The 12,644-nt window shown below is 71.4% G+C and carries 12 protein-coding genes; 10 read left to right on the forward strand and 2 right to left on the reverse strand.

Going from position 1 to position 12,644, the window contains the following annotated elements; translation table 11 throughout:
- Positions 1 to 264 precede the first annotated feature (264 nt).
- The 5 genes from VN520_RS33325 (at position 265) to VN520_RS33345 (ending at position 5,404) form a co-directional block, all read left to right on the forward strand.
- Positions 265 to 594, forward strand: coding sequence for a hypothetical protein (locus VN520_RS33325; RefSeq protein WP_325750679.1), 330 nt, complete (start codon positions 265 to 267; stop codon positions 592 to 594).
- A gap of 61 nt (positions 595 to 655) precedes the next feature.
- On the forward strand, positions 656 to 1,147 hold the full coding sequence (locus VN520_RS33330; RefSeq protein ID WP_325750680.1) for a DUF6643 family protein: 492 nt from the start codon (positions 656 to 658) through the stop codon (positions 1,145 to 1,147).
- A 45-nt stretch (positions 1,148 to 1,192) separates the two neighbouring features.
- Positions 1,193 to 2,017 carry an MOSC domain-containing protein gene (locus VN520_RS33335; RefSeq protein WP_325750681.1) on the forward strand — a complete coding sequence of 275 codons (825 nt, stop codon included), beginning with the start codon at positions 1,193 to 1,195 and terminating at the stop codon, positions 2,015 to 2,017.
- A gap of 138 nt (positions 2,018 to 2,155) precedes the next feature.
- The gene (locus VN520_RS33340; protein WP_325750682.1) at positions 2,156 to 2,767 is read left to right on the forward strand and encodes a hypothetical protein; all 612 of its coding nucleotides are present in this window, start codon (positions 2,156 to 2,158) and stop codon (positions 2,765 to 2,767) included.
- Positions 2,768 to 2,971: 204 nt separating this feature from the next.
- Positions 2,972 to 5,404 carry a right-handed parallel beta-helix repeat-containing protein gene (locus tag VN520_RS33345; RefSeq protein WP_325750683.1) on the forward strand — a complete coding sequence of 811 codons (2,433 nt, stop codon included), beginning with the start codon at positions 2,972 to 2,974 and terminating at the stop codon, positions 5,402 to 5,404.
- On the opposite strand, the gene VN520_RS33350 is transcribed toward VN520_RS33345, so the two are convergent.
- On the reverse strand, positions 5,374 to 7,686 hold the full coding sequence (locus VN520_RS33350; protein WP_325750690.1) for a hypothetical protein: 2,313 nt from the start codon (positions 7,684 to 7,686) through the stop codon (positions 5,374 to 5,376). The two genes, VN520_RS33345 and VN520_RS33350, sit on opposite strands and share 31 nt — an antisense overlap.
- Before the next feature lie 333 nt (positions 7,687 to 8,019).
- Between VN520_RS33350 and VN520_RS33355 the strand changes: the two genes are divergently transcribed.
- The gene (locus tag VN520_RS33355) at positions 8,020 to 8,850 is read left to right on the forward strand and encodes a DeoR/GlpR family DNA-binding transcription regulator (RefSeq protein ID WP_325750684.1); all 831 of its coding nucleotides are present in this window, start codon (positions 8,020 to 8,022) and stop codon (positions 8,848 to 8,850) included.
- 70 nt (positions 8,851 to 8,920) lie between these two features.
- The gene (locus tag VN520_RS33360) at positions 8,921 to 9,355 is read left to right on the forward strand and encodes an SRPBCC family protein (RefSeq protein WP_325750685.1); all 435 of its coding nucleotides are present in this window, start codon (positions 8,921 to 8,923) and stop codon (positions 9,353 to 9,355) included.
- A 51-nt stretch (positions 9,356 to 9,406) separates the two neighbouring features.
- Here the strand turns inward: VN520_RS33360 and VN520_RS33365 are convergent, their stop codons facing one another.
- Positions 9,407 to 10,540, reverse strand: a complete 1,134-nt coding sequence (locus VN520_RS33365) for a PLP-dependent cysteine synthase family protein (protein WP_325750686.1) — start codon at positions 10,538 to 10,540, stop codon at positions 9,407 to 9,409.
- A gap of 225 nt (positions 10,541 to 10,765) precedes the next feature.
- On the opposite strand from VN520_RS33365, the gene VN520_RS33370 reads away from it, so the two are divergent.
- From VN520_RS33370 to VN520_RS33380, 3 genes are all read left to right on the forward strand, one after another.
- The gene (locus VN520_RS33370) at positions 10,766 to 11,128 is read left to right on the forward strand and encodes a hypothetical protein (protein WP_325750687.1); all 363 of its coding nucleotides are present in this window, start codon (positions 10,766 to 10,768) and stop codon (positions 11,126 to 11,128) included.
- Positions 11,129 to 11,341: 213 nt separating this feature from the next.
- Positions 11,342 to 11,866 (forward strand): ATP-binding protein, encoded by a 525-nt coding sequence (locus tag VN520_RS33375; protein ID WP_325750688.1) that lies wholly within the window; start codon positions 11,342 to 11,344, stop codon positions 11,864 to 11,866.
- Between the two features lie 453 nt (positions 11,867 to 12,319).
- A partial coding sequence (locus tag VN520_RS33380; RefSeq protein ID WP_325750689.1) for a TetR/AcrR family transcriptional regulator occupies positions 12,320 to 12,644 on the forward strand: 325 nt, incomplete at its 3' end.

Raw genomic sequence — 12,644 nt, forward strand, 5'->3', positions numbered from 1 at the left:
CACCCTGCGGGTACCGGACCAGGCGGCTGCCGTCAGCATCGAGTGGGCCGGCCGGCAGCCGTCCCTGGCCCTCGAAGCCACCCTCCTTCTGGGCAGTGGCGCACTGGCTCTCCTGTGGGCCGCCCGCCGCTTCGGCCGCCCCGAATGACCGGTCACAGCGGTTCCGGGGCCGGCCTGCACATTTCTCCGGCCGGTGACAGCGGTCGCCGGCCACCCCGGGGGCCGTGAGCCTTCTCGGCGCGGTCACCGGACCCCACCGGCCCGGTGGGCGGCGGTGAGCCTGCCGACGGACGCGGCGCGCACGTCCTCGCCTCCGTGGCCGCCCCGGAGGAAGGCGGCTACGAGGCCGTCCGCTGTGACAGCACTCGAAACGAGCACGAGGTCATCATCTCCACCGGCGCCGACGGCATCACCCGCGAGCCCACCGTCCGGACGGCCGCCCGCCGCATCCCCGGACGGCCGACCAACCGGATCAGCACTTTCTCGAACACGGTCCAGCCGGCCGGCCAGCAGTGTTGCCACGCCGCCCTCGGTTTCGTCATCAATGAGGCTTTCACGCTGTCTTGGCAGGTCAGGCCGACAAAAGCAACGTAAATCGGATAACCCTAAGATTGGGGCTCCCCAACCAGCACATCGTGGGCTTAACTTAGGTGTCATGACCTCCCCCCGCTCCACCTACGGCAGCGGCCACTACGCCGCGCCGTCGTTCCCCGACACCCCGATCTACGACTCCCTGGTCGCCGAGCGGGGAACCCCTCAGATCGCGCCGATCCGGGTACCCGCCGCCTACGACACCGGGAACAGCTATCTGCCGGCCCTGCCGTCGGCGCTCCCGGCACTGCCCGCTGCCCCGTCGCAGCACACCGGGTCCTACGGCTACCCGCAGCAGGCGGCGCAGCCGCAGTACCAGAACGCCGGGATGCAGCAGGCGCCGATGATGCAGCCCGCGCAGTTGCAGGCACCCGCGCCGTACATCCCGCAGCAGCCGTCAGCTCCCCGTGGATACCAGCAGCAGCCGCAACAGCAGCAGCGGACCGGTACGGGGTACGAGGCGATGCGCCCCGCGTCCCCCCGGCCCGCGCCCGCTCCGGCGCAGTCGCCGTACGAGGACCCCTACAACCGCCCGTACCAGGGCCGGGGGTACTGAAAGGCGCTGCCTCCCCCTGTCAGTGACGGCTGGCAGGATGAAGCCATGCTTTCTCCTGTACTCAGTGCCGTGCACATCTATCCGGTCAAGTCACTGGCCGCGCGCGCAGCCGACGAGGCGGCCGTCGAGCCATGGGGACTCGGCGGGGACCGCCGGTGGATGCTGATCGACCATGAGAACAGAGTCGTCACCCAGCGCCAGCGGCCCCGCATGGCACAGCTTTCCGCCGAGCTCGTGCCCGGTGGCGGAGTGGCTCTGTCTGCGCCCGGAAGCCCGTCGCTGAGGGTGGAGGTGCCTGATCCGGCCCGCACTGTCCTCACCGAGCTCCACCGGAGCAAGGTCGAGCTGGCAGTGGCTTCGGAGGCTGCGCACGCCTGGTTCAGCGCGCGCCTCGGCGCGGAGGTCCGGCTCGTCCATCTCGACGCGCCGTCGTACCGCAGGTTCGTGGATCCGGAGTTCGGCCGGCCGGGCGAGACCGTGTCGCTCGCCGACGGCTTCCCGCTGCTCCTCACCGCGCGCGCTTCGCTGGACGCGCTCAATCTGCTGGTGGCGCAGGGGGACGACGCGGGCGAGGGACCGCTGCCCATGAACCGTTTCCGGCCCAATGTGGTCGTGGACGGTATAGCGCCCTGGGCCGAGGACGGCTGGAAGCGGATCGTGATCGGGGAGGTCGCCTTCCGCGTCGTGAAACCGTGCGGGCGGTGTGTCGTCACGACCACCGACCAGCGGACGGCGGAGCGGGGCAAGGAGCCGTTGCGCACCCTGGCGCGGCACCGCAGGAACGGAAAGCAGCTCCTCTTCGGCCAGAACCTGATCCCGGAGGGTACCGGTGTGATCCGGACGGGGGACCCGGTGCGCGTCCTCGACTGACCGTCCGGACTGTCGGCGCCCCGGAAGTCAGGGGTGGATGCGAGGTGTTGGCGGCGTGAGGTTGCTCTCTCTTCGCTGCGGGCGGAGGCGGTCGCGACCCGGCCGGGTTATCACGGACAGGGAAGGGGGTGCACGACTGTGCGAGCGGTTCTCGGAATCCGGCGGTGGCGGCACAATCCCGTGTGCCGGGCCACCGACCGTCATGAGGCGTGGGCGGCGCTGGTCGCGCTGCTGCTGATGCTGCTGGCGGCACCGGCGATCGGCTGGAAGGCCGGTTCGCTCACGGACGACACGCTCCAGCGGACGGTGCGTGCCCAGCACGAGCGACTCCATCTCACCACGGCTGTCGTGGTCCGCCCGGCCTCGAGCACGTCCCGGTTCGTCCGCGACCCCGAGGCGGCTGTCACCGAGGGGCCCATACGCACGTCGGTGGTGGCCGGCTGGCGTGCCCCGGACGGCACGGCGCGTACGGGCACCGTGTCGACGGAGTCCGCGAAGACCGCTCCCGGCGCCCGTATCCGGATATGGACGGACGGGCGGGGCAACCCCGCGATGCGCCCCATGGACACCTCCACGGCCCGTACCCACGCGGTTCTCGCGGGCATGGGCGCTGCGCTGCTCGCGGGCGGTCTGACGGAAACCGCCCGCAGGCTCGCCGTATGGCGCATGATGCAGAGGCGGTACGCCCGGCTCGACCGCGCCTGGGCCGAAGTCGGCCCCGACTGGGGCAGAACGGGCACGGGCAGCTGACCCCGGAGGCGCAAGTTCCTCCCGTGTCCGGCTGATCAGGGCCGTTCGGCAGCCGGCCCGTCGGTTCGCGTCCGCCACGCGCGCTACGGTGGACCGGCCCGCCCGACTCCTCGGCAGGCGGGCCGCAGGACTGCCGGCGAACGGCTGCACTGCGGACAGGCACGAGGCGGCGCACACGGCACGAGGTGGGGGCACAGCAGCACCATGGCACAGGGCACGGTCCAGGTGACGCACACCGGCACATCGCGATGGCGGCGCCGTACGGGCGAATACGCTTCCCTCACCGCCGCTCTGGAGGCCGCAGCGGACGGTGACGTCCTCACCGTCGCCCCCGGTACCTACCGGGAGAATCTCGTCATCCACCGCGCGGTGACACTGCGAGGTCCCGAGGGCTCCGCCGGGTCCGTACGGATCGCGCCGGCCGACGGCGTCCCCCTGACCGTCCGCGCCTCCGCCGTCCTCCATGACCTCCATGTGGAGGGCCAGGACTCGGCCGCCCCCGCGCTGCTCGTCGAGGAGGGCTCTCCGGAGCTGTCGGACCTGCGCATCGTGACCAGGTCGGCCGTCGGCATGGAGGTGCGGGGCGCGGCCAGGCCCACCGTGCGCCGCTGCACGGTCGACAATCCGGCCGGCGTGGGCATCGCCGTACTCGACGGCGCCGGCGGCGTGTTCGAGGAGTGCGAGATCGTCTCGGCCGGGCAGTCCGGCATCTCGGTGCGCGACGGCGCGCGTCCCCGGCTCGAGCGCTGCCGCGTGCATCACTCGTCGGGCGCGGGACTGAGTGTGACCGGGGAGGGCAGCGGTCTGGAGGCGGTGGGCTGCGAGGTGTACGAGATCAAGGGCAGCGGGATACAGGTCACGTCGAGGGGCACCGCCCATCTCACGGACTGCACCGTGCACCGCACATCCGCCGACGGGGTCACCCTGGACACCGACGCCGTCCTCACACTCGCGGACTGCGACATCCACGACATCCCGGAGAACGCGGTCGACCTGCGGTCCCGTTCGGTACTCACCCTGACCCGCTCCACCGTCCGCAGGTTCGGCCGCAACGGCCTCTCGGTCTGGGACCCGGGCACCCGTGTCGATGCCAACCAGTGCGAGATCCACGACAGTACGGGCGACTACCCGGCGGTGTGGGTGAGTGACGGGGCGACGGTCGTACTCGACTCGTGCCGCGTCCACGACGTGCCCGACGCCCTCTTCGTCCTGGACCGGGGCTCACGCGCGGATGTCGTGGACAGCGATCTGTCCCAGATCCGCAACACCGCGGTCTCGGTGAGCGACGGAGCCACCGCCCAGCTCGACGACTGCCGGATCCGCGAGGCGTCCACCGGAGCCTGGTTCCGTGACCACGGCAGCGGCGGCACACTGAACAACTGCACCATCGACGCGGTGCAGACCGGGGTCATCGTGACCAAGGGCGCCGACCCTGTCATCGAGAGGTGCACGGTGACCTCGCCCGCGGAGGCCGGTTTCTACGTCTCCGCCGAGGGCCGGGGCACCTTCGACAGCTGCCGGGTCACGGGGAGCGAGGGTTACGGCTTCCATGTGATGGACGGCTGCCGTTCCACCCTGACCCGCTGCCGGACCGAGCGGTGCGCACGCGGCGGTTACGAGTTCGCCGACGCCTCCGGCGGTGACGGGCACACGGGCGGCCCCGTGGCACAGGACTGCACCAGTGACGAGAGCGGCCTGCGCGGCGCCACTCCCCCGCCTCCCCCGGTCCTGACGGCGACGCAGACCACGCCCGGGCTGCTCGGCGCGGTGCCCGGGCAGCGGGCCGCCGAGCCCGTCTCCGCACCTTCGTCCCCCTCCGGACCGGTACGCGATCCGGGCGCCGTACTGGGCGAGCTCGACGCGCTGGTGGGCCTGGACAGCGTCAAGCGCGAGGTCCGGGCGCTGACCGACATGATCGAGGTCGGCCGCCGGCGTCGGGCAGCCGGTCTGAAGGCGGCGTCGGTCCGCCGGCACCTGGTCTTCACCGGCTCCCCCGGCACGGGCAAGACGACGGTGGCCCGGCTGTACGGGGAGATCCTTGCCTCGCTCGGCGTCCTGGAGCACGGCCATCTCGTGGAGGTGTCCCGTGTCGACCTGGTCGGTGAGCACATCGGGTCCACGGCCATCCGCACCCAGGAGGCGTTCGACCGGGCGCGCGGCGGGGTGCTGTTCGTCGACGAGGCGTACGCCCTGTCGCCCGAGGACTCCGGCCGCGACTTCGGCCGTGAGGCCATCGACACGCTGGTGAAGCTGATGGAGGACCACCGTGACGCCGTGGTGGTGATCGTGGCCGGATACACGCACGAGATGGAGCGCTTCCTCACGGTCAACCCCGGTGTGGCGTCCCGTTTCTCACGGACCATCACCTTCAGCGACTACGAGCCCGAGGAGCTGCTGCGGATCGTCGAGCAGCAGAGCGACGAGCACGAGTACAGCCTGGCGGAGGGGACGGGGGAAGCGCTGCTCAAGTACTTCACGGCGCTTCCCAAGGGCCCCGCCTTCGGAAACGGCCGGACGGCCCGCCAGACCTTCGAGTCGATGGTGGAGCGGCATGCGGGCCGGGTCGCCCAGCTCGCCGAGCCGAGTACCGACGACCTGACCATGCTCTACCCGGAGGACCTTCCGGCTCTGCCCTGAGCGGCGCCCCGGTCCTCCTCGCCTGCGCCCGCCTGCTGGGGCACGACAGGGCCGAGCCGGTCCAGGAGAGCGGCGCGCTCGACGGCGAAGACCGGGTCGGCCTGGTATTCCGAATGTCCCAGGACCGGTTCCGGCAGAGGATGTTCAACCGTGCGGCCGTAGACCAGCGGGTCCTTCAGCGGTCCCCGGTCCACTTCGTGGCCCTGCCCCTCGTCGATCCGGACCGGACCGCCGATCGGGTCCGTCGCACGCCAGAGGTTGCGCCAGCAGTGCACGGACCGCTGCAGGTCTTCGAGGGGGACCCGGCCGAAGTAGGCGGGGAACCACCGCCCGTACAGCCGCTCGATCGGGGAGCCGTACGTGAGCAGCGCGACCCGGTGCCGCGCCGGGTCGGGGAGCTGCCACACCGCTGCCGCGGCGAGCACGCTGCCCTGGGAGTGGCCGGAGATGACGAGCCTGCCGCGGGTGCGCCCCGTCCATGCGCACATCCGGGACGAGAGGTCCGGTACGGCCCGCTCGGCGTAGCAGGGCGGTGCGAAGGGATGGGCGGCACGCGGCCAGAACGTGCCCACGTCCCAGAGGATGCCGATGGTGCGCCGGGCGGAGACGTCACGATAGGCACGACGGCCCCAGGTGACGAAGAGTATGACGCCGAATCCGGTCAGCCAGGAGCCGGTCGACTGGGCCGTCTCGGCGACCGATTCGACGAACGGGGGCGTGCCGTCCATCGCGAGGCCCGGGACCTCGCCCGTGAGCCAGGACCCGGTCACCGCTGCGGCGCCGAGCAGCAGCGCGGCGGCGGAGAGCAGCCCGATGATCCCGGGGGCGGAGTCGGTGAGCGCGGCGGTGGCCCGGGTGCGTGCGATCTGCCGGGTGCGTCCGGGTTCGGGGTGCTCCCCCTCGTACTCCGCCTCGATCACGGGCCCCAGCCGGCGGGCGCGACGCGCGGTGCGCACCGCCAGCCAGACGACGGGCGGGAGCAGGAGTAGCAACAGGACCGGGATGACGGAGGCCTGCCAGCTGAGGAGCACGGGGGGTCCCTCCATGGCGGCATCCGCGCCCATCCCGGGGGTTCCGGGGCCGTCGAGCCAGTCGGCCACGCGCTGGGCGATCCCGCCGGTCATCACACCGCCGAGGGCGCAGGCGAGCATGGCCACGGCCGGCCCGCCGAGGCCGTGGAGGGTGGTGCGCGGCTCGGAGGCGCTCCGGTACAGGCTCAGGGCCACCACGGCGAGTACGACGACGAGCAGGCCCTGGCCCACGGTGAGCGCCCGGAAGACCGTCTCCCCGGGGAGGGCGCCCGAGGAGACCCAGCCGGGGCGCGACCAGCCGGCGTACGCCGCTGCGCAGAGCAGCAGGGCGAGAGCGGTGGCCGGGAGGTAGGTGGTGACGGCCCGGTCGAGCCGGTTGTCGAGCCGTCGTTCGCTGCGCCCCCGGCGGCAGACCACCGCGACGGTGACGAGTCCGCACAGGACGAGGGCCGCCTCGAACAGGACGCCGATCACTGTCGGTACGGGGCTGTGCGCGGCCCGGTCGTGCCGGGCCGCGGTACCGCCGACCGCGGCCGCGACCGTGAGGAATCCGGCTGCGGTGTGCGCCGCGCGCAGCCGGGCCACCAGCCTGCGTCCGTACCAGAAGCCGGGCCTGCCGAGGGCCGGGCGGACGAGGGGCGCGCCCGACCGTGCCACCGCGTCCGCGTCCACGTCCGTGTCCGTTTCCGTACGGTCCGGTTCGTCCGTGAACAGAGGGCGCTGGGACTCGTAGGCGCTCCAGGTCCGGTGGGACAGGTACCAGAGCAGTCCCACCAGGGCGGCCGGCACGAGCGCGGCGACGGCGAGACGGCGCCCGGGCTGGGCGAACCACCCGTCCTGCCGGGTGGACAGGAAACCGAGCCAGGAGCGCTGCACGGAGCACTCGGGCGTCCCCGCGCACTGCCAGGCCACCAGGTCGAGGGCGACCTCGCAGGCCGCAGCGGTCAGCAGCACGGTGAGGCTGAGCGCGAGGAGCCGCACGAGCACCCCGTAGAGCCGGACCGTGTGGGTGCGTCCCCGCGCGGTGGGCCGCATCCAGTGGGCGAGGTTGACCACCATGAAGGGAAGCAGCAGCAGCCACAGGGCCCGGGCGCCGTTGCCCGAGGTGAGGTTGGACCAGCAGTAGGCCTCGGCGACCGGGCCGTCCCGGTGACGTCCGGGACGGTACTCGGCTCCGACGTCCTCGGTGCGCCGGTGGACGGCGGCCGTGGTGTCACCGGTGATCCTGGTCGTACGCGGGTCCCCGAGCATCTCCTGCGGGGTTGCTCCGCCGACACCGTGGACGAGCAGTTCCAGTGCGGCGCCGCCGCTCTGCGCGGCCGCGGCCTCGGTCTCGGCCTGGGGGACAGTGGGCAATGTCGGTGCCTCGCTCTTGGGCCCGGACGGCTCGCGGCCGGCGGGAGGGGGCGGCTGGGAGGTGAACTGATGCGCAGTCACCACCATCGCGGACGGGAGGCACTCACCGCACCGGCTCTCACCGAATCTCCCCAGTGGAGCCGCCTGCTGAGGCGCGTGGGAGGATGAGTTCGTCCCGCAGGACCGCTGCCGGACCGTGCGGACAGAGGGAAGGACCGGGTCCCGGCGTTGAGCGAGAACCAGAACCTGCTCGCCGAGCAGCGGCGCGCGCTCATTCTCGACGATGTGCGCAAGCGCGGCGGGGTCAGGGTCAACGAACTGACCCGCAAGCTGAGTGTCTCCGACATGACCATCCGCCGGGATCTGGACGCCCTGGCGCGCCAGGGCGTCATCGAGAAGGTGCACGGCGGAGCCGTCCCGGTCGTCGAGGCGAGCACGCACGAGCCCGGTTTCGAGGCCAAGTCGACGCTGGAGCTCAGCGCCAAGGAGGACATCGCGCGCGCGGCGGCCACGATGGCGGCGCCCGGCAGTGCGATCGCGCTCTCCGGCGGTACGACGACGTTCGCGCTGGCCCGTCACCTCCTGGACGTGCCGGGGCTGACCGTGGTGACGAATTCGGTGCGGGTCGCCGATGTGTTCCACGGCGCGCAGCGTCCGACGGCGGCGGGCGGGACGCGGGCCGGGGCTGCCACAGTGGTCCTGACCGGCGGGGTCCGCACGCCTTCGGATTCACTCGTCGGGCCGGTCGCGGACCGTGCGATCGGCTCGCTCCACTTCGATGTCCTGTTTCTCGGTGTGCACGGGATCTCGGTCGAGGCCGGCCTTTCCACGCCGAACCTCGCGGAGGCCGAGACGAACCGCCGCTTCGTGCGGGCGGCCAGGCGCGTCGTCGTGGTCGCGGACCACACCAAGTGGGGCACGGTGGGGCTGAGTTCGTTCGCGGGGCTCGACGAGGTCGACACCTTCGTCACGGACGCGGGCCTGTCGGACACCGAGAGGCAGGAGATCGAGGAACATCTGCCCGGCCTGGTGGTGGCGGGCGGGCAGCCGGACGAGTAGTGCACTGCCGGGGGGCGTCCGCGGCTTCCGCTCCTGAGCTCACGGGCGACGGACGTCCTAGTATCGATATGTGGCCGTATTCCGCATCGAGCGCTTCACTCCCCTTCCGGCTGCCGAGGCGTGGCGTCGGGTGACCGACTGGGAGCGGCACGGTGGGACCGTTCCGCTGACCTCGGTCACCGTCCGGGCAGGCATGCCCACCCGGGCCGGCACGCTCTTCGTGGCCCGTACCGGAGTGGGGCCGCTGGGTTTCGACGATCCGATGGAAGTGGTGCGGTGGACCCCGCCCGCCGCCGGCCGGGCGGGGCTGTGCCGGCTGGAGAAGCGGGGTTCCGTGGTGCGCGGCCGTGCGTCGATCGAGGTGTGCCCGACCGGTTCGGGGTCGCATGTGATCTGGGTCGAGGAGCTGCGCGTGAGGCTGCTGCCCCGCTGGTTCGATCCGTTGCTGGCGACCGCCGGCCGTCGGGTCTTCGCCCGCGAGCTCGGCTTCCTGCTGGAGGACTGAAACCCGTGCGGGGTCTTCGTCCCGCTCGGCGGACCGTCGCTCCCGTCCGGATCAGGACGGCCAGGCGCCGGTGGCCAGGAAGTGGTCGATCGTCTCTGTGTACGGCCGGATGTCCAGTCCCTGCTCGCTCAGCCAGCCGTCCGAGTAGTACTTGTCGAGATAGCGGTCGCCCGGGTCGCAGAACAGTGTGACGACGCTTCCGGTCTCCCCCTTCTCCACCATCTCGGCGACGAGCTTGAAGGCGCTCCACAGACCGGTGCCGGTCGAACCGCCCGCCTTGCGGCCGATGGCGCGTTCGAGCACCCGGGCCGCCGCGACGCTGGCCGCGTCGGGCACCTTCATCATCCGGTCGATGGCTCCGGGCACGAAGCTGGGCTCCATCCGGGGCCTGCCGATGCCTTCGATGCGTGAGCCGCAGTCGCTGGACGCCAGCTGATCGTGCCGGGTCCACCCGTCGAAGAAACAGGAGTTCTCCGGGTCGGGCACGCAGATCCGGGTGTCGTGCTGCATGTAGCGGACGTAGCGCCCGATGGTCGCGGAGGTGCCCCCGGTGCCGGCGGTGGCGACGATCCAGGTGGGCTCGGGATACCTCTCGAGCCTCAGCTGCTGGTAGACGGACTCGGCGATGTTGTTGTTCCCCCGCCAGTCGGTGGCTCGCTCGGCGTAGGTGAACTGGTCCATGTAATGTCCGCCGGTCCCGGCCGCGAGGGCGGCCGACTCCTCGTACAGCCGGCGGGAGTCGTCGACGAAGTGGCACCGGCCGCCGTGGAACTCGATCAGACGGCACTTCTCGGGACTGGTGGTCCGGGGCATCACCGCGACGAACGGCACACCGATCAGTTTCGCGAAGTACGCCTCCGAGACGGCTGTCGAGCCGCTGGAGGCCTCGACGACCGGTTTGCCGGGGCGGATCCAGCCGTTGCAGAGCCCGTAGAGGAAGAGCGAACGGGCCAGCCGGTGCTTGAGGCTGCCCGTCGGGTGCGTCGACTCGTCCTTGAGGTAGAGATCGATGCCCCAGTGCTCCGGCAGCGGAAAGCGCAGAAGATGTGTGTCCGCCGAGCGGTTGGCGTCCGCCTGGACCTTGCGCACCGCTTCCTTCAGCCAGGCCCGGTAGTCCGGATCGCTGCGGTCGACGTCCAGGGTCTCCGTCACGCCACCGCCAGGTGTGTGCTCACTGGTGTCCATCAGCGGTCTCCTCCGGGTGACGACGGTACGGTCCATGCCCCACGATATTCCCCCCACCAGCACAAACGTTTGCTTTGACGGCCCATAGCCCTCCCTTGGCCCAGAGGCCCCCGGCTCCCCATGCCCCGGCCGGTCCTGCCCGGAATAGGTGGTGATGGGGCCTGGTGCAGGGGACCGTTCCGCGGGCAGACTTGCAGAAGCCGGTACAAGGGGGGCGAAGTCGCCATGGCTGAGACGGAATTCAGCGCTGCGGAATTCGGCGCGGCGGAGTTCGGCGTGGTCGAGTTCCGCGCGAGCGACGTCAGGATCCAGCGGTGGGCACGGTCGCTGACCAGGGCCGGCCAGGTGATCGTCAAGGACGGCCGGATCGCGTTGCTGACGAGTGACGGACGCGAGATCGCCAGTGCCCCGGTGACGGCTGTGAGCGCCGGAAAACCGTGGTTCCTGGCCTCCGACTCGGCGATCGCCCGTATCGACGGGGTGCGGTACCGGCTGACCATGGGCCAGCGCAACCGCAGGCCGGGCGGCGCCGCGCCGGTCCGCAGATTCCTGGAAGTCCTGCGGCGGGCCGCGGGACGGCGGATCTGACGCTACGGTCCGGTACGGACACCGCGAGTTGCGGAGCCCAACCCCCTGCGTCACGCTGGTCACACGTCACTGATGGTGCACCGGTGGTGACAGCGAGAGCCACCCCGCCGGGAGCCACGCAGGGCGGACCACGCATGACCAGAAACAGCAGCCAGCCATCTGCTGGATCCGTTCCTTCGTCTTCTTCCGGACCTATTTCGGGGAGTCGCAGCCGTGATCAGCGAGCCAAGCAGGCACTGCGCGGTGGAGCTCCAGGCCCTGCCGTCGCGGATCGGTCAGGTCCGCAGAATCATTTCGGCGCAACTGCGCTACTGGCATCTCGATCCTCTGATCGACCATGCCGCGCTCGGTGTCACCGAACTGCTGACCAATGTCCACCGGCACGCGCAGCCGGACAAATCATGCACCGTCGAGATCGAGCTGCTGCTCGACCGGCTGACGGTGTCCGTCCACGACCACGACCCCCGGCTGCCGACCGTGTGCGATGCCGATGCGTCCGCCACCTCGGGACGCGGACTGGCGATGATCGCCGCGGTCAGTGAGAGCTGGGGCGTACGACCGAGCGACGACCAGGGCAAGGTCATCTGGTTCACCCTGCCCGCACCGTCCCTCACCACCGCTCTGCCCCCGCTCCCGGTGTACGGGTCGACGACCGACGGCCCGTTCGGCGCGGACGTCCCGGGCCTCATGGAACCGACGGCAGCACGGACGCGCGGCCGGTCGGCCGTCGTCGGCTGACCTCGACGAGGCCGCGCACCGCACACAGCGCACCCCGGAGCGCGTCGATCCACTCGGATCGACGCGCTCCGTCCGTTTCGCGCCCGGCCCCCACCCGCGCCTCGCGATCAGGAGGGGCCTCTCCTGGCGTACGGGCGCGGGGCTCGTCCAGGACGGAGAGCTTTCGCCCGTACTCGTCCTTACCGATCTCACCAGCCGCGCACCGCCGGCCCGGCAGGACGACCGGGGAGTACTCGCCCACGGGGCCGCCCCGGTGGAAGCCGTACGGCTGTCACGCACCCCGGCGGCCGCGTCCGGCAGTGCGGCGCAGCGGTGCGAAGACGCCGGCAGCTGCCCGGACGATCGGGAAGAAGAAGGTCCGAGCGATGGGGGGACGACGATTTCAGAGCCGGCTCCCACATGTTCGCGCCGGACAGTACGGGTTCTGTACCTACTGGTATGTACAGTACCCTCATGAGCACTGCGGACCGGTTGATCGAGGCGACCCAGGAACTCCTGTGGGAGCGCGGCTATGTGGGCACGAGCCCCAAGGCGATCCAGCAGAGGGCGGGAGCGGGCCAGGGCAGCATGTACCACCATTTCGCGGGCAAGCCCGATCTGGCACTCGCCGCCGTGCTCCGCACATCCGAGGAGATGCGGGAAACGGCCGGGCGCCTGCTGGACGGTCCCGGATCGGCGTACGAGCGGATCTCGGCCTATCTGCTGCGCGAACGCGAGGTGCTGAAGGGCTGCCCGGTGGGGCGGCTGACCATGGATCCCGATGTGGTGGCCAGCGACG

Source organism: Streptomyces sp., assembly GCF_035563135.1.
In the GTDB taxonomy this organism is placed as follows: domain Bacteria; phylum Actinomycetota; class Actinomycetes; order Streptomycetales; family Streptomycetaceae; genus Streptomyces.

Bases quoted from the DNA above. Each gene is read 5' to 3' on its own strand.
- VN520_RS33350 (WP_325750690.1), bottom strand. From the start codon at position 7,686: ATGCTCGGGGACCCGCGTACGACCAGGATCACCGGTGACACCACGGCC.
- VN520_RS33365 (WP_325750686.1), bottom strand. From the start codon at position 10,540: ATGGACACCAGTGAGCACACACCTGGCGGTGGCGTGACGGAGACCCTG.
- VN520_RS33370 (WP_325750687.1), top strand. From the start codon at position 10,766: ATGGCTGAGACGGAATTCAGCGCTGCGGAATTCGGCGCGGCGGAGTTC.
- VN520_RS33330 (WP_325750680.1), top strand. From the start codon at position 656: ATGACCTCCCCCCGCTCCACCTACGGCAGCGGCCACTACGCCGCGCCG.
- VN520_RS33335 (WP_325750681.1), top strand. From the start codon at position 1,193: ATGCTTTCTCCTGTACTCAGTGCCGTGCACATCTATCCGGTCAAGTCA.
- VN520_RS33345 (WP_325750683.1), top strand. From the start codon at position 2,972: ATGGCACAGGGCACGGTCCAGGTGACGCACACCGGCACATCGCGATGG.